This is a genomic window from Mycobacterium lacus, assembly GCF_010731535.1.
In the GTDB taxonomy this organism is placed as follows: domain Bacteria; phylum Actinomycetota; class Actinomycetes; order Mycobacteriales; family Mycobacteriaceae; genus Mycobacterium; species Mycobacterium lacus.
On sequence record NZ_AP022581.1, the window covers coordinates 3905035 to 3927580 of the forward strand.

The 22546-nt window shown below is 66.0% G+C and carries 24 protein-coding genes; 9 read left to right on the forward strand and 15 right to left on the reverse strand.

The features are described from left to right. Positions 1 to 100 precede the first annotated feature (100 nt). Positions 101 to 931, forward strand: a complete 831-nt coding sequence (locus G6N24_RS18020; protein ID WP_085158020.1) for a carbon-nitrogen hydrolase family protein — start codon at positions 101 to 103, stop codon at positions 929 to 931. Further along, positions 928 to 2007, forward strand: coding sequence for an LmeA family phospholipid-binding protein (locus tag G6N24_RS18025; protein WP_085158018.1), 1080 nt, complete (start codon positions 928 to 930; stop codon positions 2005 to 2007). Before G6N24_RS18020 ends, G6N24_RS18025 begins: the two co-directional genes overlap by 4 nt. A gap of 4 nt (positions 2008 to 2011) precedes the next feature. Here G6N24_RS18025 and deoC read toward each other — a convergent pair whose 3' ends face one another. From deoC to G6N24_RS18055, 6 genes are all read right to left on the reverse strand, one after another. Then, positions 2012 to 2692, reverse strand: a complete 681-nt coding sequence (gene deoC, locus G6N24_RS18030) for a deoxyribose-phosphate aldolase (RefSeq protein WP_139822236.1) — start codon at positions 2690 to 2692, stop codon at positions 2012 to 2014. Further along, positions 2692 to 3129, reverse strand: coding sequence for a DUF2599 domain-containing protein (locus G6N24_RS18035; protein ID WP_085158014.1), 438 nt, complete (start codon positions 3127 to 3129; stop codon positions 2692 to 2694). The genes deoC and G6N24_RS18035 overlap by 1 nt, the downstream gene beginning before the upstream one ends. Positions 3130 to 3133: 4 nt before the next feature. After that, the gene (locus G6N24_RS18040) at positions 3134 to 3421 is read right to left on the reverse strand and encodes a DUF2516 family protein (RefSeq protein WP_085158012.1); all 288 of its coding nucleotides are present in this window, start codon (positions 3419 to 3421) and stop codon (positions 3134 to 3136) included. Positions 3422 to 3504: 83 nt separating this feature from the next. After that, entirely contained in the window at positions 3505 to 4101 is a 597-nt protein-coding gene (hbhA, locus tag G6N24_RS18045; RefSeq protein ID WP_085158010.1) for a heparin-binding hemagglutinin HbhA, read from the reverse strand. A gap of 304 nt (positions 4102 to 4405) precedes the next feature. Beyond that, positions 4406 to 4816, reverse strand: a complete 411-nt coding sequence (locus tag G6N24_RS18050) for a helix-turn-helix domain-containing protein (RefSeq protein ID WP_085158008.1) — start codon at positions 4814 to 4816, stop codon at positions 4406 to 4408. 88 nt (positions 4817 to 4904) lie between these two features. Next, a complete protein-coding gene (locus tag G6N24_RS18055; RefSeq protein WP_085158006.1) occupies positions 4905 to 6287 on the reverse strand; it encodes a DUF445 domain-containing protein in 1383 nt (460 codons plus the stop codon). A 136-nt stretch (positions 6288 to 6423) separates the two neighbouring features. On the opposite strand from G6N24_RS18055, the gene G6N24_RS18060 reads away from it, so the two are divergent. From G6N24_RS18060 to pcaA, 3 genes are all read left to right on the forward strand, one after another. Continuing rightward, positions 6424 to 7125, forward strand: coding sequence for a TetR/AcrR family transcriptional regulator (locus G6N24_RS18060; RefSeq protein ID WP_085158004.1), 702 nt, complete (start codon positions 6424 to 6426; stop codon positions 7123 to 7125). Positions 7126 to 7259: 134 nt separating this feature from the next. Then, positions 7260 to 8270, forward strand: a complete 1011-nt coding sequence (locus G6N24_RS18065) for a prenyltransferase (protein ID WP_085158002.1) — start codon at positions 7260 to 7262, stop codon at positions 8268 to 8270. Between the two features lie 145 nt (positions 8271 to 8415). Beyond that, positions 8416 to 9279, forward strand: a complete 864-nt coding sequence (pcaA, locus tag G6N24_RS18070) for a cyclopropane mycolic acid synthase PcaA (protein ID WP_085158000.1) — start codon at positions 8416 to 8418, stop codon at positions 9277 to 9279. 21 nt (positions 9280 to 9300) lie between these two features. On the opposite strand, the gene G6N24_RS18075 is transcribed toward pcaA, so the two are convergent. From G6N24_RS18075 to G6N24_RS18085, 3 genes are all read right to left on the reverse strand, one after another. Further along, complete coding sequence (locus G6N24_RS18075) at positions 9301 to 10116, reverse strand: 3-hydroxybutyryl-CoA dehydrogenase (RefSeq protein WP_232070822.1); 816 nt, start codon at positions 10114 to 10116, stop codon at positions 9301 to 9303. Positions 10117 to 10264: 148 nt separating this feature from the next. Further along, a complete protein-coding gene (gene aceA / locus G6N24_RS18080) occupies positions 10265 to 11551 on the reverse strand; it encodes an isocitrate lyase (RefSeq protein ID WP_085157996.1) in 1287 nt (428 codons plus the stop codon). Between the two features lie 265 nt (positions 11552 to 11816). Then, positions 11817 to 12611 carry an acyl-[acyl-carrier-protein] thioesterase gene (locus tag G6N24_RS18085; RefSeq protein ID WP_085157994.1) on the reverse strand — a complete coding sequence of 265 codons (795 nt, stop codon included), beginning with the start codon at positions 12609 to 12611 and terminating at the stop codon, positions 11817 to 11819. Positions 12612 to 12761: 150 nt separating this feature from the next. Here G6N24_RS18085 and ramB point away from each other — a divergent pair, with 150 nt between their 5' ends. Beyond that, positions 12762 to 14186, forward strand: a complete 1425-nt coding sequence (gene ramB, locus G6N24_RS18090) for an acetate metabolism transcriptional regulator RamB (protein ID WP_085157992.1) — start codon at positions 12762 to 12764, stop codon at positions 14184 to 14186. Further along, a complete protein-coding gene (locus G6N24_RS18095) occupies positions 14183 to 14764 on the forward strand; it encodes a carboxymuconolactone decarboxylase family protein (RefSeq protein ID WP_085157990.1) in 582 nt (193 codons plus the stop codon). The genes ramB and G6N24_RS18095 overlap by 4 nt, the downstream gene beginning before the upstream one ends. Here G6N24_RS18095 and G6N24_RS18100 read toward each other — a convergent pair. Genes G6N24_RS18100 through exaC form a run of 6 tightly spaced genes read right to left on the reverse strand, consistent with a single transcriptional unit; the run spans position 14755 to position 19301 of the window. Beyond that, positions 14755 to 15030, reverse strand: a complete 276-nt coding sequence (locus G6N24_RS18100) for a hypothetical protein (RefSeq protein ID WP_085157988.1) — start codon at positions 15028 to 15030, stop codon at positions 14755 to 14757. The genes G6N24_RS18095 and G6N24_RS18100 overlap by 10 nt on opposite strands. Before the next feature lie 7 nt (positions 15031 to 15037). Next, the gene (lpdA, locus tag G6N24_RS18105; RefSeq protein ID WP_085158051.1) at positions 15038 to 16432 is read right to left on the reverse strand and encodes a dihydrolipoyl dehydrogenase; all 1395 of its coding nucleotides are present in this window, start codon (positions 16430 to 16432) and stop codon (positions 15038 to 15040) included. 47 nt (positions 16433 to 16479) lie between these two features. Then, positions 16480 to 16983, reverse strand: coding sequence for a hypothetical protein (locus tag G6N24_RS18110; protein ID WP_085157986.1), 504 nt, complete (start codon positions 16981 to 16983; stop codon positions 16480 to 16482). Then, a complete protein-coding gene (locus tag G6N24_RS18115) occupies positions 16976 to 17254 on the reverse strand; it encodes a putative holin (RefSeq protein WP_179963445.1) in 279 nt (92 codons plus the stop codon). The genes G6N24_RS18110 and G6N24_RS18115 overlap by 8 nt, the downstream gene beginning before the upstream one ends. Positions 17255 to 17274: 20 nt before the next feature. Further along, a complete protein-coding gene (locus G6N24_RS18120) occupies positions 17275 to 17778 on the reverse strand; it encodes a DUF779 domain-containing protein (protein ID WP_085157982.1) in 504 nt (167 codons plus the stop codon). Beyond that, entirely contained in the window at positions 17778 to 19301 is a 1524-nt protein-coding gene (gene exaC, locus G6N24_RS18125; protein ID WP_085157980.1) for an acetaldehyde dehydrogenase ExaC, read from the reverse strand. Before exaC ends, G6N24_RS18120 begins: the two co-directional genes overlap by 1 nt. Positions 19302 to 19368: 67 nt before the next feature. Between exaC and G6N24_RS18130 the strand changes: the two genes are divergently transcribed. Then, positions 19369 to 21507 (forward strand): prolyl oligopeptidase family serine peptidase, encoded by a 2139-nt coding sequence (locus G6N24_RS18130; protein ID WP_085157978.1) that lies wholly within the window; start codon positions 19369 to 19371, stop codon positions 21505 to 21507. Then, positions 21504 to 22538: a YncE family protein gene (locus tag G6N24_RS18135; RefSeq protein WP_085157976.1), complete on the forward strand. Its 1035-nt coding sequence runs from the start codon at positions 21504 to 21506 to the stop codon at positions 22536 to 22538. Before G6N24_RS18130 ends, G6N24_RS18135 begins: the two co-directional genes overlap by 4 nt. Positions 22539 to 22546 lie beyond the last annotated feature (8 nt).

The following is a 22546-nucleotide window of genomic DNA, read 5'->3' on the forward strand; positions in this document are numbered from 1 at the left end:
CCGCAAGCGGCGCGTATCGTCGCCGGGCCTAAGCTGGATTGCCCAGCTCCTTCTCGCGCCGCAAGCGGCGCGTATCGTCGCCGGGCCTAAGCTGGCGCGCATGCGGATCGCGTTGGCGCAAATCCTCAGCGGCGCCGATCCAGCGGCAAACCTGTCGCTGGTCGGCGAGTACGCTTCCCGGGCCGCCGACGCCGGCGCGAAGCTGGTGGTCTTCCCCGAGGCGACCATGTGCCGGTTCGGCGTCCCGCTGGGACCGATCGCTGAACCCGTCGACGGCCCCTGGGCAAACGGCGTCCGACGGATCGCGACCGAGGCCGACATCACCGTGATCGCCGGGATGTTCACCCCCGCCGACGACGGGCGGGTGACAAACACGCTGATCGCGGCCGGGCCCGGCACACCAAACCAGCCGGACACCCACTATCACAAGATCCACCTGTATGACGCTTTCGGCTTCACCGAGTCGCGCACCGTCGCACCTGGACACGAACCGGTGGTGATCTCGGTCGACGACGTCCACGTGGGATTAACCATTTGCTACGACATTCGCTTCCCGGCGCTCTACACCGAGCTGGCCCGGCGCGGGGCACAGCTCATCGCGGTCTGCGCGTCCTGGGGTTCGGGTCCGGGCAAACTCGAGCAGTGGACCCTGCTGGCCCGGGCCCGCGCGTTGGACTCGATGAGCTACGTTGCCGCGGCCGGTCAGGCCGATCCCGGCAGCCCGTTATCCGGCCCGGGAGCGCCGCTCGGCGTGGGCGGCAGCTTGGTGGCCTCACCGCTGGGCGAGGTGGTGGCCTCGGCCGGCTCTCAGCCGCAGCTGGTGGTCGCCGATATCGACCCCGACAGCGTGGCCGCGGCTCGCGACAACATCGCGGTGCTACGCAACCGCTCAAGCTTCGTTCAGATTGATGAGGCACAATCGCGTAGGTGACCAACCCGCAAGGACCACCGAACGACCCGACGGTGTGGGCACGTCCTGGCAGTCAAGGTCCGTCCCCCGCAAGCGGGTGGGATCCCCTCGGTCAACCACCGGCACCGCCTGAGACCTCAACCCAGCGGCTGCACACCGGCGAGCCCCAGGGCGGCCGAGCCGCGGAACCTCCGACTCGACCCGTCGAGCCGGTACCGCTGGCGGACTCGCAAACTGAGCACCTGGCTGCGGCCAATGCCAACCAGCAGCGGCCCGGCAATCCACCTCCGCCCAGGCCACCCGCGGGCCCAACGACTCAGCTCGCCGCGCCGGAAGAAGAGCCGGCAGCCGTGAAGACCAAACGACGCCTCCGCGACCCACTATCCATCGCGCTGGTCCTGATCATCGTGGTTTCGCTGGTCGTCGCCGGGCTGATCGGCGCCGAGCTGTACGTCCGTAATCGAGCGAACACCAAGGTCGCCCAGGCGGTGGCATGCGAGGTCAAGGATCAAGCCACCGCGTCCTTCGGGGTGGCGCCGTTGGTCCTGTGGCAGGTCGCCACGAAGCATTTCACCAACATCTCGGTGGAGACCGCGGGCAACCAGATCCGCGACGCCAAGGGCATGAAGATCCAGATCACGATTCAGAATGTCCAGCTGAAGTCGACCCCGGCCGCCAAGGGCACGATTGGCGCGCTGGATGCCACCATCACGTGGACCTCTGAGGGCATCAAGGAGTCAGTGCAGAACGCGGTTCCGGTTCTGGGCGCCTTCGTCACCAGCAGCGTGACCACTCACCCCAAGGACGGAACCGTCGAGTTGAAGGGCATGCTCAACGACATCACCGCCAAGCCCGTGGTGGCCGGCAACGGCATCGAGCTGCAGATCCTCAGCTTCAACACCCTCGGCTTCTCGATGCCCAGAGAGACCGTGCAGTCGACGCTGAACGACTTCACCTCCAATCTCACCAAGAACTACCCATTGGGTATTCACGCCGACAGCGTGCAGGTGACCTCGACGGGCGTGGTGAGCCACTTCTCCACCCGCGACGCCACCATCCCCGCCGGCAGCCAAAACCCCTGCTTCGCCAACATCTGACGGGTCAGGCCTGGCCGAGCCCGTCCAGCACCGCTCGGGTGCCGGATAGGCCCAGCCTGGTTGCGCCGGCGTCCAGCATCGCGATGGCGTCGGCGGCGGTGCGGATGCCACCGCTGGCTTTGACCCCCAGCCGCCCCCCGACCGTCTCGGCCAGCAACGCCACGGCACGCACCGACGCCCCGCCCGCGGGATGAAACCCGGTCGAGGTCTTGACGAAGTCGGCGCCGGCCTCTTCGGCTGCGCGGCACACCGCCGCCAGCGTGTGGGCGTCCGCCCGGGCCAACAACACCGCCGACTCCACGATCACCTTGAGCACGGCCCCGGCCACCGCGGCACGCACCGTCAAAATATCGGCCCGGACCGCGTCCAGGTCCCCGGCCAGCGCCGCTCCGATGTCAATGACCATGTCGACCTCGCTGGCGCCGGACGCCACGGCCGCGGCGGCCTCGTGGGCCTTGACGGCGGACAGGTGCTTGCCCGACGGGAAACCCGCCACCGCCGCCACCCGCACGTCACCGGCCGCGACCGCGACGGGGACCATCGACGGCGACACACATACCGCGTAGACGCCGAGCTCGGCGGCTTCGACGACCAAGGCGGCCACATCGGCATTGGTCGCCTCGGGTTTGAGCAGGGTGTGGTCGATCAGTGCGGCCAGCCGCCCCCGCGTGTGTTGGCTCGCCACTAGAACGGCTCTGAGGGGCCGCCCGGATTGCATGCGGACGCGACCATTTCGGAGTCGTCGACAACCGGCCGCCACGGCTCGAGGTTCCAGCTGGCTTTGCCGGGTTGCGCGCTTTCGGCGAACTGCCAGTGGCAGACGAACTGAGCGCGCAGGCCGGGGGTGTCGGCGTCCGGTGAGAGCGCGAGCACCTCGGCCCAGGCTTCGTCGGCGGCCGCGCCCGTCCCGAGCTGCCGGGCAGCCACACGCCCAGACGGCGTCGGATACACCCGCAGGCTGGTCATGCGACCCCAGTGCATCCATTCGGTGTGGTCGACAAACGGGGGCGAATACCGGGGGGTCGACACGCCGGTGTCCGGTTCGGCCCCTGGATCAGCCGCCGCTGGGGCGGCGCCGAGCAGCGCAAACACCGCCGCCGACACGGCTACGAGCGCTTTCATCCCGTTAGCGCGACTTGCCCTGAATGTCGAGAAGCTTGGGCCGCACATCGACCAAATACACGCCCGCTGCACAGGCGGCTATGACGATCCCAAGCACGCCGAAAACGAAACCCAGGATGGACGTGAGCGCCACGCTCACGCCCAGGATGATCAACCAAACCGGCTTGGTCAGCTTGTCGGCGGCGGTATAGGCGTCGTGTCGCTGCAGCGCCGCATGCACAAACGCATACACCGTCGTCACCAGGACGGCGATCTGCAAGACCAACATGACGGTACCCACGAGGTGACTCACGTCTTAAGACTATGCGGGGACCCTCCCAAACGTCGACTCCGAGCCGCCCAACAGGGCGACTCGGAGTCGATTGGTTTCCGGCCCTACTTCTGGGTGACCTTCTTGGCCGAAGCCTTCTTCGCAGGCGCCTTCTTCGCGGCGGCCTTCTTGGCCGGAGCCTTCTTGGCGGCCGGAGCCTTCTTGGCGGCCGGAGCCTTCTTGGGCAGCTCGATGCCGACCAGTTTGGCGGCACGCTCACCAACCGCGCGGGTCTGCGAGGCGACGGTGCCCAGCGCTTCCTGGGTCAACTCGACAGCCTGGTCCACGTAGCCCTCGGCACGTGCCGACGCGTCCTCGAAGGCCGACTGGCTGCGGATGCGCTCGAGGGCGGCCTCGCCGCGCTCGACCAGCTCGTTGTACCGGTTGGTCGCGGCCTCGAGGTAGCCCTCGGCGGCCTTGCGCAGCTCCTCGGCGGTGAACCGCTCGCGCAGCTCGGTGATCTGCTCGGGCAGCTCCTCCTGCAGCTTGGACAGGCGAGCGCGGCTCTCCTCGACCCGGCTGCGGGTGTCGGAACGGGTCTCTTCGGCACGCTCACGCAGGTTGGCGATCAAGTCGTTGACTGTGGCCAGGGCCAAGTCGGCCGCGCCCAGCGCAGCAAGCAACGGAGCCCGCAGATCCTCGATGTTCGAGCTTTCGGCCATGGTTTTTCCTTTCGCTGTTTGTTTTCGTTATTTGTTTTCCGTTATCCGTGTTGTTGCGTCTGTGGTCTGGAGTTGAGGCAAGCGTCGGCTCCTCCGAGAGGAGAGTCAAGACCCGCGGATTGACGTGGCACGCGACTTGCGGAGAACCTCCTGATTCATCGGGTCGGTTGCTGGTCGAGTTCTTGTCATGTCGCCGGTGTTGGCGACTTCCCCGCTGGTGGATAGGCCGGCGCTTTAGACCCCACCGGCACCATTCGCGCGACATTGACTGCCGGGGTTCGACGGCTCGGTTCCAGCCAACGGGCTAATCGGTCGTCGATGTCGAATCGCTCGGACACTCCTCACGGATAGCTTCGTTTTGCTGGGTAAACGACGCGTAGATGTCCAGCAAGATCTGCTTCTGACGCTCGGTGATCGCGGTGTCGGTGATGATCGCGTCGCGAACCTGACTGGTCTCGCTGGGCTCGAGAATCCCCGCCCGCACGTAGAGGACCTCAGCGGAGACCCGCAACGCCTTCGCGATCTGGTTCAGGACGTCGGCCGACGGCTTGCGCAATCCGCGCTCTACCTGGCTCAAGTACGGATTGCTGACACCGGACCGTTCGGCAAGCTGCCGCATCGAGACGTGTGCCGTCTCGCGCTGCGACCTGATGAAGCTGCCAATGTCGGAGGCCGCACTGGACACCTTGGTCGCCAGCTTCTCCTCCGCGGCCATTGCGCGCCCTCCTTGATGCATTGGACGTGGTGCTTACCGGCAACAGCGTACGGCCAGGTGCTTGCTTTTGCAAGCGCTTGTTAGCACCTCAGAACAGTAATTGCGCGACGGCGTAGATCACCAGCCCCGCCAGCGCACCCACCACGGTCCCATTGATCCGAATGAATTGCAGGTCGCGACCGACGTGTAGTTCGATGCGTCGGCTGGCTTCCTCGGCGTCCCAGCGTTCGATCGTCTCGGTGATGATCGCGGTGATCTCCACCCCGTATTGCGAGACCAGGTGCTGGGCGGCCCGCACCATCCAGTTGTCGACCTTGTCGCGCAGTTCGGCATCGTCGCGCAGCGATTCCCCGATTTGAATCACCGCGTCGGCAATGCGGGTGCGCAGCGCGCTGGACGGGTCGTCCACACCCTCGAGCACCGATCGTTTGAGCGTCTTCCACGCCGTCGCGGCGGCGTTGGCGATCTCGTCGCGCGCCATCAGCTGCTCCTTGACGTCATCGGCGCGCGCAATAGTGACCGGATCGTGCTGGAGGTCGTCGGCGAATTCGAACAGAAAGCGGGTCGCCGAACGACGCAATTCGTGGTCGGGGTTGCGGCGCACCTTGTCGGTGAAGTCCATCAACTCACGGTGGATGCGGTCGCCGACAAGGTGGTCGATGAATCGCGGCGACCAGCTCGGCGAGTCGCGCTCCACCACCCGCTGGATGACCACTCCGGCGTTCAGCGACCATTGGAATGCCCGGTCCGCCAGCAACTGGATCAGAGCCTCCTGCCGATTCTCCGCCAGCAGCGTCGCCAGCATCCGGCCCGCCGGCGGGCCCCACTGTGGTTCGGCGATACGGCGCACGATCATGCGGTCGATCACGTGCTGGACGTCCTCGTCGCGCAGCAGCTCAACGAGCACCCGTAGCACCGTCGCTGCCTCCGCCGCGACCCGCTGAGCGTGTGCGGCCTCGGACAGCCATTTACCCAGCCGGCTGGGCACCTGCGCGTCACGCAGCTTGGTCTCCACGACGGGCGGCGACAGGAAGTTCTCCCGCACAAACGTGCCCAGGCCCTCGCCCAGCTGGTCTTTCTTTCGCTTGATGATGGCGGTGTGCGGGATCGGTATGCCCAACGGATGCTTGAACAGCGCGGTAACGGCGAACCAGTCCGCCAGAGCACCCACCATGCCGGCCTCGGCGGCGGCCCGGGCATAACCAACCCAAGCCGCGGTGACGCCGTGGGCCTGCGCCCAGCGGCAGGCCAGAAAGGCGCCGGTGGCACCGACCAAAAAGCTCAGTGCCACTACTTTCATCCGGCGCAGTGCCACTCGCCGCTCGGCATCCGCCTCCGGATCAGCCCCGGCGAACGACTCCGCGAAGGACGGGTGGGCGCGCCGCGCCGACGTCGGTGGCGTCCGCACGTCCAGCGCCGGCGTCGGCGAGCCGGACGCCCGTGCCCACTGTGAGGCTCTGTGTGCCACCACACCATCATCCGCTATGGGGGGACACCAGTTAACGTGACGGGACTGTTCTCGTCAGCCACGGCACATGCGGCCGGTGTGCCAAAAGGGCCCTGGGGAACCGTAGTATCGAGGCGTCTGATGAATTGGAACCCGCAAAGTGGCAGAGCAAATCCAGGCCCGGACCGTGAAGACGGATGGTCGCAAGCGGCGCTGGCACCAGCACAAGGTGGAGCGCCGCAATGAGCTGGTGGACGGCACAATCGTTGCGATCCGCCGGCACGGCCGCTTCTTGAGCATGGACGAGATCGCGGCGGAGATCGGCGTTTCCAAGACCGTGCTCTACCGCTACTTCGTCGACAAGAACGACCTGACGACCGCGGTGATGATGCGCTTCACGCAGACCACCCTGATTCCCAACATGGCCGCGGCGCTATCGTCCAATCTCGACGGTTTCGACCTGGCCCGCGAAATCATCCGGGTATACGTCGAAACCGTGGCGGCCGAGCCGGAGCCGTACCGGTTCGTGATGGCCAACAGCTCGGCCAGCAAGAGCAAAGTGATTGCCGACTCGGAGCGGATCATCGCCCGCATGCTCGCGGTGATGATGCGCCGCCGCATGCAACAGGCCGGGATGGACACCGGCGGAGTGGAGCCATGGGCCTACCTGATCGTCGGCGGCGTGCAGCTGGCCACCCACTCGTGGATGTCGGATCCGCGAATGAGCCGCGACGAGCTGATCGACTACCTGACCATGCTCAGTTGGAACGCGTTGAAAGGAATCGTCGAGGTCGGCGGATCGCTGGAGAAGTTCCGCGCGGAGCCGCATCCGTCTCCGATTGTCCCGCCGCGCGACGGCTAAGCGCCGGCCTAAGCTTGATTGCCCGCTCCTCACTCGCGCCGTTCCGGCGCTCGCCGTCGCCGGCCTAGGCTTGATTGCCCGGCTCCTCACTCGCGCCGTTCCGGCGCTCACCGTCGCCGGCCTAGGCTTGAGGAATGTCTGAGCTGAGGGCGAGTTCACGGCTGAGGTCGTGGGCATACGCACTTCGCACCACCAATCCCCCGCCCGATGGACCGATCGACGGCGTCACGCGCTGGCTCGTCGTGACCCGCGCGGCGGTGTTACCGATGACCCTGGTCGCTGGCCTGGTCGCGGCGCTGCTCGCGGTCGGCAAGCCAGGCCTGGATTGGCGCTGGCTCGTCCTGGCCGTGGTGGGGATCACATGCGCGCATGCAGCCAACAACCTGATGAACGACCTCTACGACACCCGGGTCGGCACCGACAGCGCCAATTACCCCCGTGCCCGCTACGCCCCGCACCCGGTGCTGTCGGGCCTGATCGGGCGCCGGACGTTGGGCCTGGCAATCCTGTTGGTCAATCTCGCCGACCTGGCGATCCTCATCACGCTGGCGCTTGCCAGGGGCTGGCCCGTGGTCGCCTTTGCGCTGAGCGGGTTCGCGTTGAGCGTCGCCTACACGGCGCCCCCACTACGGCTGAAGAAGCGCGGGCTCGGCGAGCCCGACGTTTTCGTCGTCTGGGGTCCGTTGATGGTGTGCGGCACGTACTACTCGGCAGTGGGCGCGGTTGGCTGGGAGATCGTCCTGGCGTCGCTGCCCTATGGCCTGCTATGCACCACGGTGTTGATGGGCAAGCACATCGACAAGATTCCGTATGACGAACCGCTTGGTATCCGAACACTGCCGGTCCTGCTCGGCGAGTCCCGCGCCCGCACCGTGACGCTGGCAATGATGCTCGGGTTCTACGTGCTGGTGGTCGTCGACGTCGCGGTGGAGGCCATGCCGTGGCCCGCCCTGCTGGTCGCTTTGGCGCTGCCCCGGCTGGCCAAGGTGTGGCCGCACTTCCGGCGCCAGCGGCCCGACCAGCCGCCACCGGAGTTTCCAGTGTGGCCGCTGTGGTATGCGGCACTGGCGTGGGTGCACGTGCGTCAGGCCGGTGTACTGCTGGTCGTGGGCCTCGCGATCGGCGCCATCCTGCGCGCATTGTGAGCCGTCGGTGACGTGAAGTCTGGGTCAGGAAGAGACCAGGACCGCCTGCAGCGGCTAGCATGCATGAGATGCATCGGGGGCAAGGCAGAGTGCGTCGTTGGCAATTGTCTGAGCGCCTCCGAGACACAGAAAGGCCCATCTCGTTATGTCCGTGCAGCTCACGCCGCATTTTGGAAACGTTCAAGCCCACTACGACCTATCCGACGATTTCTTCCGGCTGTTCCTGGACCCCACCCAGACCTACAGCTGCGCCTATTTCGAACGTGACGACATGACGCTGGAAGAAGCCCAGATCGCCAAGATCGACCTGGCGCTGGGCAAGCTGAAGCTCGAGCCCGGGATGACTCTGCTGGACATCGGCTGCGGCTGGGGCGCCACGATGCGACGGGCCATCGAGAAGTACGACGTCAACGTCGTCGGCCTGACGTTGTCGGAGAACCAGGCCGCCCACGTCCAGACGATGTTCGACGAGCTGGACACCCCGCGCACCAGGCGAGTGCTGCTAGAGGGCTGGGAGAAGTTTCACGAGCCAGTCGACCGCATTGTCTCGATCGGCGCGTTCGAGCACTTCGGCCACCAGCGCTACCACCATTTCTTCGAGGTGGCGTATCGGGCATTGCCGTCGGACGGCGTGATGCTGCTACACACGATCGTGCGCCCCACCTTCCGGGAAGCCAGGCAAAAGGGCCTGACGCTGACCCACGAGCTGGTTCACTTCACCAAATTCATCCTGGCCGAAATCTTCCCGGGCGGTTGGCTGCCGTCGATCCCAACGGTGGAGGAGCACGCCGAAAAGGTCGGTTTCAAGGTGACCCGTATCCAGTCCCTACAGCTGCACTATGCGAGGACCCTGGACATGTGGGCCGCCGCGCTCGAAGCCAACAGGCAGCAGGCCATCGCGCTCCAATCGCAGAAGGTGTACGACCGGTACATGAAGTACCTGACGGGCTGCGCGAAGCTGTTCCGTGAGGGCTACACCGACATCGCCCAGTTCACGCTGGAAAAGTAGCCAGGGCGGAAGGCCGCCGCCTCAGTAGGTATAGAAACCCTGGCCCGACTTCTTGCCCAACAGTCCGGCCTCGACCATCCGCAGCAACAGCGGGGGCGGACCGTAGTGCGGCTCCTTGAATTCTTCGTACATCTTGTCCGCGATCAGTTTCAGGGTGTCCAGGCCGACAAGGTCGGAAAGCTTCAGGGGGCCCATCGGATGCGAGAGCCCGGCAACCACGGCCTTGTCGACGTCTTCGACGCTGGCGAACCCGGCCTCGACCATCCGGATCGCCGAGAGCAGGTACGGCACCAGCAGCGCGTTCACCACGAAGCCGGATCGGTCGGAGCAGCGCACGACCTGTTTGCCGAGGACGGTGCTGGCAAACTCTTCTATGCGCGCGGCGGCGGCGGTGTCGGTGACCAGCGTGCTGACGAGCTCGACCAGCGGCAGAACCGGTACCGGGTTGAAGAAATGCAGGCCAAGGACGCGCTGTGGGTTCTTGGTGGCGGCGGCGATTTTCATGATCGGAATGCTGGAGGTGTTCGACGCCAGCACCGCGTCGGGATCGGTGACAACCCGGTCGAGTTCTGCGAAGATTTCGGCCTTGACCGCCTCGTCCTCGACGACGGCCTCGATCACCAGTTGCCGGTCGGCCAAGTCAGCCAGGTCGGTCGTGAAGGTCAGTTGGCCGAGTGCGCGGTCGCGCTCACGCTCGGTCACCTTCCCGGCGCTGACACCGCGTTCTAGCGACTTCACGATGCGGTTGCGTCCCGCAGTGATCAGCGCGTCGGTGGTCTCGAACACGGTCACTTCGACGCCGGCCCGCGCGGAGACCTCGGCGATGCCGGACCCCATCTGCCCGGCCCCGACAACCCCAACTCGCTGGATGGCTGCGTTGCTCACTATTCCTCCTCAAACGCGCGAGCAGACGCAGAATCGCATCAATTGGGCTGCAAGCGTGCGATTCCGCGTCTGCTCGGCAGACTAGCCTCGGCAGACTAGCTCAGTGGAACTGGCCCTCTTCGGTGGAGCCGGTCAGCGCGGTCGTCGACGAAGTCGGGTCCACCGTGGTGGCGATCCGGTCAAAGTAACCGGCACCGACCTCGCGCTGGTGCTTGGTCGCGGTATAGCCACGCTCCTCGGCGTCGAACTCGCGCTCCTGCAGCTCGACGTACGCGGTCATCTGGTTGCGGGCGTAGCCGTAGGCCAGATCGAACATCGAGTAGTTGAGCGCGTGGAAGCCGGCCAAGGTGATGAACTGGAACTTGAAGCCCATCGCACCGAGCTCCTTCTGGAACTTGGCGATGGTCGCGTCGTCGAGGTGCTTCTTCCAGTTGAACGACGGCGAGCAGTTGTAAGCCAGCATCTGGTCCGGGAATTCCGCCTTGACGCCCTCGGCGAACTTGGCCGCCAGCTCGAGGTCGGGCGTGCCGGTCTCCATCCAGATCAGGTCGGAGTACGGCGCGTACGCCTTGGCCCGGGCGATGCACGGCTCGAGGCCGTTGCGGACCCGGTAAAACCCTTCCTTGGTGCGCTCGCCGGTGATGAACGGCTGGTCGCGCTCGTCGACGTCGCTGGTGATCAGGGTGGCCGCCTCCGCGTCGGTCCGGGCGATCACCACCGTCGGGACGTCGGCGACGTCGGCCGCCAGCCGAGCCGAGGTCAGCGTGCGGATGTGCTGCTGGGTCGGGATGAGCACCTTGCCACCGAGGTGACCGCACTTCTTCTCCGACGCAAGCTGGTCCTCCCAGTGCGAACCCGCGACGCCCGCGGCGATCATGGCCTTCTGCAGCTCGTAGACGTTCAGCGCACCGCCGAAGCCGGCCTCGCCGTCGGCGACGATCGGGACCAGCCAGTTGTCCACCGACCGGTCGCCCTCGACCTTGGCGATCTCGTCGGCGCGAAGCAGCGCGTTGTTGATGCGACGGACGACCTGCGGGACCGAGTTGGCCGGGTACAGGCTCTGGTCGGGGTAGGTGTGGCCGGACAAGTTGGCGTCGCCGGCGACCTGCCAGCCCGACAGGTAGATGGCCTTCAGCCCGGCACGCACCTGCTGGACGGCCATGTTGCCGGTCAGCGCGCCCAGCGCGTTGACGAACTCCAGGTCGTGCAGCTGGCTCCACAGGACCTCGGCGCCGCGGCGGGCCAGCGTGTGCTCCTCGACCACGCTGCCCTGCAGGGCAACGACGTCCGCGGCGGTGTAGGTGCGAGTGATGCCCTTCCATCGGGGGTTGGTGTCCCAGTCCTTCTGGATCTGCTCGGCGCTCTTCGGCGTGCCAACGACAGACATCGATAACTCCTTAACGAGGATGGCTAAGTTGCTTAAAGCCGCACCAACCAGCTAGTGCGATGGCTCAACTTCACTGGTGTGCTAACTCGACGATGGCATAGCTCATTCACGCTGGTCTACCCGTTTCACTTGCAAATTTCCGCTATGACTTGCGGTCATTTTGCGAATTTTGCGAAGGCAAGAATTTACTGAACCGTTTCAGAAATTACCGCTCGGTGACCAGAATGTGCAGGTAAACCCGCAATTTACCGGGACACTTGTCCCGTTAGATGTTGAACAGCGAAGCGACGGCTTTCGTCTCGTCGCCGACCGCGTATGTGAGCGTTGTAACAGGCCGGTCAACCAGTCCAGAGCCGAATTGATCGGTAGATCCGGCCGGATGAATGTGCGAGATGATCTCCAGCTTGTCGCCGAGCGCGACCGGCGCCTCGTGCTCGATGGTCACCCGCAATGGCGCCTGCAACAGCTCGGTGTGGGACGCCAGATAATCCTCGACGACGCTCCAATACACCGAGTTGTTCATGTGGTCGAACAGGTCGATGTCGGTGACGCGAACCGGGAACTCGTGGATTTCCGTCGCATCGTCACGGCTGCCCGCCTTCAGGTAGCCCTTCCACCGCAGCCGATCAACCGAAGTCGTCCTGTGCAGGCCCTCCAGGAAGTTGTCGGCGATGCGTGACGGCATCTGGGTCTCCCGGTTGATGTTGATCCAGAAGGCCTCGGATTCGATCAGACCTCCCTTGCGTCCATCGACGCGGACGCGCATCTCACACCACCGGTTCGAGGTGCCGGAACACCACCGCCGCAGCCGAAGCATGTCCTGGAATTCGATCGGTCGGATCAGGTCGACCATCGTGCGCCGGACGATCCACAGCGGGTGGGTGTCCTCGAAACCCATCTCGCGCAGCTGGTCCTGGCCGATGTCCTGGATGTGGCGGCAGGCGGCGTCCAACCGCAGGCGGCCCGTGCGGTCGATGTCCCCCACGCGCAGCGGCCATTCGCGGTCGAATACATCGGGGTGACCGTCCGGTACCGGCATCAGCTCTTTGTCCAGGCTCACGGCTTCGCTCCCCGTTTCCTCCTCGTCCGCCTCCCAGGTTGACCCAGGCTTTCGGTGCGAATCATGCCAATGACGTCCCCGAAACACCAATCGCCGGGCCATGCCAACTCTGCTAACCGTGCCTTCACAGCCGCGCGTACGCTCAGTTGAGTGTCCAAGACGTTCGTCGGCTCCCGGGTGCGTCAGCTGCGCAACGAGCGCGGGTTCAGCCAGGCCGCGCTGGCGCAGATGCTCGAGATCTCACCGAGCTACCTCAATCAGATCGAGCACGATGTCCGCCCGCTGACGGTGGCCGTGCTGCTGCGGATCACCGAGGTGTTCGGGGTGGATGCCACCTTCTTCGCCTCTCAGGACGACACCCGGCTGGTCGCCGAGCTCCGCGAGGTGACGATGGACCGCGATCTGGATATCGACGTCGACCCAACCGAAGTGGCCGAATTGGTTGGGGCTCATCCCGCCTTTGCGCGCGCGGTGGTCAATCTGCACCGGCGTTACCGAATCACCACCGCACAGCTGGCCGCCGCCACCGAGGAACGGTATTCCGACGGCAGCGGCAGCGGGTCGATCACCATGCCCCACGAGGAAGTACGTGACTATTTCTATCAACGGCAGAACTACCTGCACGAATTGGACACCGCCGCCGAAGACTTGACGATCCAGATGCGGCTGCATCACGGCGACCTGGCCCGCGAGTTGACCCGGCGGCTCACCGAGGTACACGGGGTCCGCATCAACAGAAGGATCGACCTCGGCGACACGGTGCTACACCGCTACGACCCCAAGACCAAGACGCTGGAAATCAGCAATCACCTGTCCTCGGGTCAGCAGGTATTCAAGATGGCCGCCGAGTTGGCGTATCTCGAGTTCGGCGACCTGATCGACCGCATGGTCGAAGACGGCAAGTTCACCAGCCGGGAGTCGCACACGCTGGCCCGGCTCGGACTCGCCAACTACTTCGCCGCGGCAGCCGTGCTGCCGTACCGCCAGTTCCACGACGTCGCGGAGAACTTCCGCTACGACATCGAGCGGCTGTCCGCGTTCTACTCGGTGAGCTACGAGACCATCGCGCACCGGCTGTCGACGCTGCAGCGGCCGTCGATGCGCGGTGTACCGTTCTCGTTCGTCCGGGTCGACCGAGCCGGCAACATGTCAAAACGCCAGTCCGCCACGGGTTTTCACTTCTCCTCACACGGCGGCACCTGCCCTTTGTGGAACGTCTACGAAACGTTCGCCAACCCGGGCAAGATCCTGGTTCAGATCGCCGAGATGCCCGACGGCCGCAACTACATGTGGGTGGCCCGTACCGTCGAGCGCCGCGCGGCCCGGTATGGTCAGCCCGGTAAGACCTTCGCGATCGGGCTGGGCTGCGAACTCCGCCACGCTCACCGGCTCGTCTACTCGGAAGGACTCGACTTGTCGGGGGACCGGAACCTTGCAGCCACACCGATCGGCGCGGGTTGCCGGGTCTGCGAACGCGACAACTGTCCACAGCGGGCCTTCCCCGCGCTGGGGCGCGCCCTCGATCTCGACGAACATCGCAGCACGGTGTCGCCCTACCTGGTGAAGCAGGCGTGAGCGGCAGCCAATCCGGCCCCGTCGGCCGTGTCCCGCCGGGCGGGTTCCGCCAGCTGGGGCCGGTCAACTGGGTGCTGGCCAAGCTGGGCGCGCGCACCGTCGGGGCGCCGGAGATGCATCTCTTCACCACCCTGGGATACCGCCAGCTGCTGTTCTGGGCCTGGCTGGTGTACGGCGGCCGACTGCTGCGCGGGCGGCTGCCACGAGTCGATACCGAGTTGGTGATCCTGCGGGTCGCGCACTTGCGCGCCTGCGAATACGAACTGCAGCATCATCGCCGGATGGCGCGCAGCCGGGGGCTCGATGCGAACATGCAGGCCGCGATCTTCGCCTGGCCCGACGTTCCGGACGGTCCAGGGCCCCGGCGAGTGTTGAGCGCCCGACAAGAGGCGCTGTTGCGGGCGACTGACGAGTTCGTCAAGGACCGGTCGATCAGCGACGGTACCTGGCAGCGGCTGGCCACCCACCTCGACCGGCGTCAGCTGATCGAATTCTGCATGCTGGCAAGCCAATACGACGGGCTCGCCGCGACGATAACCGCCCTGGAGATCCCGTTGGACAACCCCGGTCATAGGTAGATGTCGGCCAGCACGGCCAACGTGAGCACCACGGGCAGAATGGGCAGGCCGAGGGCAAACGCCGCCCAGAGGTGGTTGCCGCGCAGGCGCAGCCACCAGCCCCACACCCCGGCGGCGATCGCCAGCACGCCCGCCAGCATCAGCACCGTCGGACTCCACACACTCACCGTCGCGAGGTCATCGCCGATCGAGATCGCCACCAGCCACACGACGTAGCCGGTGGCCACACCGCCGATGGCACCCACAACGCTTTCGGCGCGAGCCATGGGCCACTCAGAAATTGATCATGTGGCCGGTCAGGCCGTGGAAGCACTCCTGCAGCGCCTCGGACATCGTCGGATGCGTGTGCACATTGCGGGCCAGCTCGTTGGCCGTCAGGTCCCACTTTTGCGCCAACGTGAGCTCGGGCAGCAGCTCGGACACGTCGTGGCCGATCAGGTGCCCGCCGAGCAGCTCGCCGTGGTTGGCGTCGGCCACCAGCTTGACGAAACCGCTGGGGTCGCCCAGGCCGTGCGCCTTGCCGTTGGCGGTGAACGGGAATTTCGCGACCAGGACCTCGTACCCTTCGTCGCGGGCCTGCTGCTCGGTGAGCCCGAAGCTAGCGACCTGCGGCTGACAAAACGTCGCGCGGGGCAACATGCGGTAGTCGCCCAGGGCCAAAGTCTCTGCGCCGGCGATGGTTTCGGCCGCCACCACGCCCATGGCCTCGGCGACATGCGCCAGCATTGCCAGCCCGGTGACGTCGCCGATGGCGTAGATGTGGCCGACGTTGGTGCGCATGTAGTCGTTGATGCCGATCGCGTTGCGGTCGGTCAGCTCGACGCCGGCCTTCTCCAGCCCGTAGCCCTCGACGTTGGCCGCAAATCCGATGGCCTGCAACACCTTCGCGGCCTTGAGCTCCTCCGACTGGCCGTCCTTGCTGACCGTCACCGTGACCTGCGAACCGTCGTCAGCGATGGACTCGACCTTCGTTCCGGTGAGGATCTTGACGCCCAGCTTCTTGAACTGCTTCTCGATCTCCTTGGACACCTCGGCGTCCTCGTTGGGCAGTGCGCGCGGCAGGAACTCCACGATGGTGACGTCGACGCCGTAGTTCTTCAGGACGTAACCGAACTCCATGCCGATGGCGCCGGCTCCGGCGATGATGATCGAGTCCGGCAGTTCGCGGGACAGGATCTGTTCCTCGTAGGTGACCACATTCGTCGACAGCGACGTGCCGGGGACCAGCCGGGTGCTGCTGCCGGTCGCGATGATGGCGTTGTCGAACGTGACCGTTTCGGTACCGCCATCGTTGAGCTCCACCGACAACGTATTGGCGTCGGTGAATCGGCCGTAACCGTGGATCTCGGTGATCTTGTTCTTCTTCATCAGGAAGTGCACACCGGCGACGCGGCCCTCGGCCACCTTGCGGCTGCGGTCGAAGGCGATCCCGTAGTCGAAGCTCGCCTCGCCGCTGATGCCAAAGGTCTTGGCGTCCTTGGTGAAGATGTGCACGAGTTCGGCGTTGCGCAGCAGGGCCTTGGACGGAATGCAGCCGACGTTAAGGCAGACCCCGCCCCAATATTTCGATTCGACTATTGCGGTGTTCAGACCAAGCTGTGCGGCTCGAATCGCTGCGACATATCCACCGGGACCGGCTCCGAGAACGACGACGTCATAGTGAGTCACGGCCACCACACTAACGGGAACGGGCCTCGGTACGGCTAGTCAGCCCTTCAATACGGAATGACGCCGACCAGACAGTGACCCATTCGCTCGCAGTAGTAATAGCCGTAGAGCGGAGCCGCGGCGGCCAGGGAGGCAAACGGCCCCGACATCACCCCGATCGACAACGCCGTGATCAGCGGCCTGCCCTGCACCATCGACAGCATCAGGCCGGCCACGCTGCACGCGACGACGTAGACCAGGACGACGTACACGGCCGCCGTCTTGTCGAGCGTGTGATACCACCAATAAAACAGGATCAGCCCGACCTCGGCGGCGGCGAGCCACACGCCAAGGACCACCAGCAGCAGTTTCCACCACTTCACATACTGGTACCGGCCGGGCACCGCGACCGGGGCCGCGGCCGTCTCGGCCGTCGAGGGCGCCTGAGCCGCCTCCTGTTCACGTCCGCTCAACGTCAGCGAGGGCCGCGGGCCCGTGTCATCCCAATCCGGCACGAAGGGCTCGGTACCGGGCGCCGATTCGCGGTCTTGGTCAACCCCTTTGTCAGCCACCAGAGGCCACCTGGATCGCAACGAGCACCCCGAACCAACCCGGCGCCAGCGCGAGGATGAACGCGCCCAGCATCGTTACCCATCGACGCCCGGAAAATAGGATGACCAGCAGCCCGACCACGCTGGGAATCCCGACCACCAGCGCCATGACGACGTCGGGCCGGAGCCGTTCATGGACAAGCACGGTGGCGCCGACCCCCACCAACAAGCCGACCGCATTACCCACCAGCATGGCGCTGGTCAACAGCCATGATCGGGGTAGCGGGATCACGGTGTACGACCTTACTGCGGTTACGGCCGAGTGACCGGGCACCCTCCCGGCGCGTTGTCAGCGACGACATGGCCCCGTACCGAAGGGCGTTTACCGCGCTCGTAGTCGGCGCCGGTGATCACCGGCACGGCCCGCAGCAGCGCTCTCTCGTCCTCGCTGAACACCCGACCGCGACTGAGAAACCGCACCCCCTCGGGTGCCTCCAGGCTGAACCCGCCGCCGCGCCCCGGCACCACATCGATGACCAGCTGGGTGGGCTGGGCTCCCCGATAGTGGGCCTGGTACTGCGGACCGGAGATCCACACCGGCACCCCGTCGGTCCCCACGTCCAGCACGCCGAGCAGGACGTCGCGGTCACCGATGAGGAAATCGGCACGCGGATAGCACATCGGCGACGACCCGTCGCAGCAGCCGCCGGATTGGTGAAACAACACCGGACCGTGTCGGTCCTGCAGTCGGGCCAGCAACGCGGCCGCGGCGGCGGTGATGAGCACCCCGGGAGGGGCGCTCTGCCGCCCGGTCATCAGAAGAATCCCAGCGCCTTGTCCGAGTAGGACACCATCAGGTTCTTGATCCGCTGATAGTGCTCTAGCGCCATCTTGTGGCCCTCCCGGCCGAAACCAGACTGCTTATAGCCACCGAACGCCGCATGTGACGGATACACGTGGTAGCAGTTCACCCACACGCGGCCCGCCTGGATATCCCGGCCGGCCCGGTAGGCGGTGTTGCCGTCGCGGCTCCACACACCCGCGCCCAGGCCGTAGAGGGTGTCGTTGGCGATGCCGATCGCATCGGCGTAGTCACGGAACGAGGTCACCGCCACCACCGGCCCGAAGATCTCCTCCTGGAAGATCCGCATCTTGTTGGTGCCGGAAAAGATCGTCGGCTGCATGTAGTAGCCGCCGGACAGGTCGCCGCCGAGTTCGGCGCGCTCGCCGCCGGTGATGATCTTGGCCCCCTCGCCCTTGCCAATTTCGATGTAGGACAACACCTTTTGCAGCTGGTCGTTGGAGGCCTGAGAACCCAGCATGGTCTCGGTGTCCAGCGGATCGCCCTGCCGGACCGCCTTGGTCCGGATCGCCGCCAGCTCCAGGAACTCGTCATAGATGTCGGCCTGGATCAGGCTGCGCGACGGGCACGTGCACACCTCGCCCTGATTGAGGGCGAACATGGTGAACCCCTCCAGCGCCTTGTCCTGGAAATCGTCGTGAGCGGCCAGCACGTCGGAGAAGAAGATATTGGGGCTCTTGCCGCCAAGTTCCAGGGTGACCGGGATCAGGTTGTGCGAGGCGTATTGCATGATCAGTCGCCCCGTGGTGGTTTCCCCGGTGAACGCGACCTTGGCGATCCGGTCGCTGGATGCCAGCGGCTTGCCGGCCTCGGCGCCGAAGCCGTTGACGATGTTGACCACCCCCGCCGGCAACAGATCGCCGATCAGCGACATCAAGTAGAGCACCGACGCCGGCGTCTGCTCGGCGGGCTTGAGCACCACCGTGTTGCCCGCCGCCAGGGCCGGCGCCAGTTTCCAGGCGCACATCAGGATCGGGAAGTTCCACGGGATGATCTGCCCCACCACGCCGAGCGGCTCGTGGAAGTGGTAGGCGACGGTGTCCTCGTCGATCTGGCTCAGCGAGCCCTCCTGGGCGCGGATCGCGGCGGCGAAATACCGAAAGTGGTCAGCCGCCAGCGGGATGTCGGCGGCCAGCGCCTCGCGGATCGGTTTGCCGTTGTCCCAGACTTCGGCCAGCGCCAGCGCGGCGGTGTTTTCCTGGATGCGGTCCGCGACCTTGGTCAGGATCGCCGCCCGCTCGCTCGGGGTGGTCCTGCCCCAAGCGGGGGCGGCGGCGTGCGCGGCGTCGAGCGCTTTTTCGACGTCGGCCTCGTCGGAGCGGGGCACCTCACAGAATGGCTGGCCGGTCACCGGCGTCGGATTTTCGAAATAGCGGCCGTGAACGGGCGCGACCCACTCCCCCCCGACGAAGTTGTCGTACCGGGATTCATACGACATCAGCGCCCCAGCGGAACCCGGACGTGCAAAGACAGTCATCGGCTCGGCTCCTCTTTCGATCGTGTAATACAACTCACACTACCGCCGGGGACCACAATTGTTTTCCATGGCATCCACGACTTCTCACGCGGCCGAAGCGCACGACGATAGCGGTGATCCCTACCTGTGGCTCGAGGACGTCACGGGTGCGGAGGCGTTGGATTGGGTGCGCGCGCACAACGAACCGACGCTGGGACAGCTGTGCGATGCGGAATTCGAGCGCATGCGCACCGAGGCGCTCGAGGTGCTCGACACCGACGCCCGGATCCCTTACGTGCGCCGCCGCGGCGAATACCTTTACAACTTCTGGCGCGACGCCGCCCACCCGCGCGGCCTGTGGCGGCGCACCACGCTGGACAGCTACCGCACCGACGCCCCCGACTGGGACGTGCTGATCGACGTTGATGAACTTGGCCGAGCCGACAATCAAAAGTGGGTGTGGGCCGGCGCGGATGTCATCGAACCGGATCACACACGTGCTCTGGTCTGGCTCTCCCGGGGTGGCTCGGACGCAAGTATCCTGCGTGAATTCGACATGCGGACACGCGAATTCGTCGCCGACGGGTTCCGGCTGCCGGAGGCCAAGTCGCAGGTCAGCTGGGCCGACCCGGACACCGTGCTGGTGGGCACCGACTTCGGCGCCGGCTCGCTCACCGAATCCGGCTACCCGAGGATCGTCAAGCGATGGCGGCGCGGCACACCGCTGACCGACGCGGAAACGGTCTTCGAGGGGACCAGCGCCGACGTCCGCGTCGTGGCGTCCGTGGACCGGACGCCCGGCTTCGAGCGGACCCTGCTGCTGCGCGCCCTCGACTTCTGGAACGACGAGGTCTACGAACTGCGCGGCTCGGAGTTGATTCGGATCGACGCACCCACCGACGCCAGCGTGTCGGTGCACCGCGAGTGGCTGCTGATCGAGCTGCGCAGCGATTGGTCCAGGGGCACGCCCTTCGACCCCAAGACCTACACCGCCGGCTCGCTGCTGGCCGCTGACTACGACGAATTCCTCGCCGGCACAGCGGAATTGGTCGTGGTCTTCGAACCCGACGAGCGCACCGCGCTGCACCAGTACGCGTTTACCAAAGACCGGCTACTGGTCGTTACCCTGGCCGACGTGGCCAGCCGTGTCGAAATCGTCACCCTCGGCTCGTTGGGTGATGACCCGTCCCCCGCAGGCGGGAAATACCCCCAGCGCCCCGCTTTGCCGGGCTTGCGATCGTCACCGGGCAACTGGCAGCGCGAGCCGATGTCGGGTATCCCAGCGGCAACCAACACCGTGATCGTCGCCGCCGACGACGTCGGCGACGAGTTCTTTCTCGACTCCAGCGGATTCGACGTGCCGTCACGGCTGCTGCGTGGCACTGGCACCGGGCAGCTGGACCAGATCAAGGCGGCGCCGGAGTTCTTCGACGCCGAAAACATTACCGTGGCACAGTATTTCGTGGCGTCCGAGGACGGTACATCGATCCCCTACTTCGTGGTGCGGCCCGCCGACTCGGCTGGGCCCGGCCCGACGCTGCTGAGCGGCTACGGCGGCTTCGAGACGTCCAACACGCCGGCGTACGCGGGCGTGCTGGGCCGGCTGTGGCTCGCCCGCGGCGGCACCTACGTGCTGGCCAATATCCGGGGTGGCGGCGAGTACGGGCCCGGCTGGCACACGCAGGCGATGCGCGAGGGCCGCCACAAGGTGGCCGAGGACTTCGTCGCCGTGGCCAGCGATTTGGTGCACCGCGGCATAACCACCGTCGACCAGCTGGGCGCCCGGGGCGGCAGCAACGGCGGGCTGCTGATGGGCATCATGTTGACCATGTACCCGGAGAAGTTCGGCGCGCTGGTCTGCGACGTGCCCCTGCTGGACATGAGGCGCTATCACCTGTTGCTGGCCGGGGCGTCGTGGATGGCCGAGTATGGCGATCCGGACAACCCGACCGATTGGGAGTTCATCTCCGAATACTCGCCGTACCAAAACATTTCGGCTGATCGCCCCTACCCGCCGGTGCTATTCACCACCTCCACCCGCGACGATCGGGTCCACCCGGGCCACGCCCGCAAGATGGCGGCGGCCCTAGAGGCCGCGGGCCATCGAGTCTGGTACTACGAGAACATCGAGGGCGGGCACGCCGGTGCGGCCGACAACGAGCAGGCCGCGTTCACGTCGGCACTGAGTTTCGCCTTCCTGCACCGGATGTTGTCGCCGCGGCGATGAACCGGCGCGATCACCTGAAACTTGCGGCTGTCGGCGCCGCGGCGGTGCTGGTCGGATGCGGTCGTCGCAGCGGCCAGAAGGGAACAAAGACATTTCCCCCGGCGGCCGAACCGCAGTTCGCGCCGCCGCCGACCATCACGCCGTCCGGGCGCATGGTTGCGGTCGGCACCTACCCGGAAGGCGTCGCCGTCGACGAAGTGACCCGCACCGTCGCGGTCGCCACTCGGTTCCCCAATGAACTGGTGTTGATCAATATCGAATCGGTAGCCATCACGGCGCGGGTTCCGCTGCCCGGGCCCGCTCGCCACCTCAAGCTGGCCGCGCCCGGCGGCCCGGTCCTGGTGCCGGTGGAATCCGCCAACGCCCTGGTGCGGGTGGAACTAACGGCCGGATCACGGGGAAAAGCGTTGCCGTCGATCCCGACCGGCACCTTTCCGCACGACGCCGCGGCGGCGTCCAACGGGACCGTGTTCGTCGGCAACGAACGCGACGGCACGGTGAGCGTTCTGCGCGGCGACGAGACGGTGAAGGTCTTCGACGACACCGTCCAGCCTGCCGGGCTGGCGGCTTTCGGCAACACCGTTGGCGTGGTCGATGCGCGGAAAAACACGTTGACGATTTACGACGCCGAGAAGCTGACCGTCGTCGGCTCGACCCAGGCCGGCGCCGGCCCCACGCATCTGGTCGCCGACCGGGACGGCCGCATGATCGCCACCGACACTCGGGGCGACACCGTCAGGGTGTTCGATCCGCTACCGGCGCCCCACGAAATCGGCAGCGCACCACAGCCGGGCGGACCGTACGGCATCGCCTACGACGCGACTCGCGAGCGCCTATGGGTCGCCTCCTCGGGGACCAATGACGTCATCGGCTACAGCCTGAGCGAGCCAACCCCTCAAGAAGTCGCCCGAATTCCCACCGTGCAGAATCCCTACTCGCTGGGCGTGGACCCGGTGACCGGGCGACTGTTCATCGCCGGTGTCACCGGTGGCGTGGTGCAAGCCCTCGACCCCGGTGCCACGGGTGGATGAACGCGGAT

What these genes read in the sequence shown, in the direction of transcription:
- G6N24_RS18020 (WP_085158020.1), top strand. Translation starts at nt 101, where the DNA reads ATGCGGATCGCGTTGGCGCAAATCCTCAGCGGCGCCGATCCAGCGGCA.
- G6N24_RS18035 (WP_085158014.1), bottom strand. Translation starts at nt 3,129, where the DNA reads ATGAAAGCGCTCGTAGCCGTGTCGGCGGCGGTGTTTGCGCTGCTCGGC.
- hbhA (WP_085158010.1), bottom strand. Translation starts at nt 4,101, where the DNA reads ATGGCCGAAAGCTCGAACATCGAGGATCTGCGGGCTCCGTTGCTTGCT.
- G6N24_RS18050 (WP_085158008.1), bottom strand. Translation starts at nt 4,816, where the DNA reads ATGGCCGCGGAGGAGAAGCTGGCGACCAAGGTGTCCAGTGCGGCCTCC.
- G6N24_RS18065 (WP_085158002.1), top strand. Translation starts at nt 7,260, where the DNA reads ATGTCTGAGCTGAGGGCGAGTTCACGGCTGAGGTCGTGGGCATACGCA.
- pcaA (WP_085158000.1), top strand. Translation starts at nt 8,416, where the DNA reads ATGTCCGTGCAGCTCACGCCGCATTTTGGAAACGTTCAAGCCCACTAC.
- G6N24_RS18075 (WP_232070822.1), bottom strand. Translation starts at nt 10,116, where the DNA reads ATGGGGTCCGGCATCGCCGAGGTCTCCGCGCGGGCCGGCGTCGAAGTG.
- aceA (WP_085157996.1), bottom strand. Translation starts at nt 11,551, where the DNA reads ATGTCTGTCGTTGGCACGCCGAAGAGCGCCGAGCAGATCCAGAAGGAC.
- G6N24_RS18100 (WP_085157988.1), bottom strand. Translation starts at nt 15,030, where the DNA reads ATGGCTCGCGCCGAAAGCGTTGTGGGTGCCATCGGCGGTGTGGCCACC.
- G6N24_RS18120 (WP_085157982.1), bottom strand. Translation starts at nt 17,778, where the DNA reads ATGACCGGGCGGCAGAGCGCCCCTCCCGGGGTGCTCATCACCGCCGCC.
- exaC (WP_085157980.1), bottom strand. Translation starts at nt 19,301, where the DNA reads ATGACTGTCTTTGCACGTCCGGGTTCCGCTGGGGCGCTGATGTCGTAT.
- G6N24_RS18130 (WP_085157978.1), top strand. Translation starts at nt 19,369, where the DNA reads ATGGCATCCACGACTTCTCACGCGGCCGAAGCGCACGACGATAGCGGT.
- G6N24_RS18135 (WP_085157976.1), top strand. Translation starts at nt 21,504, where the DNA reads ATGAACCGGCGCGATCACCTGAAACTTGCGGCTGTCGGCGCCGCGGCG.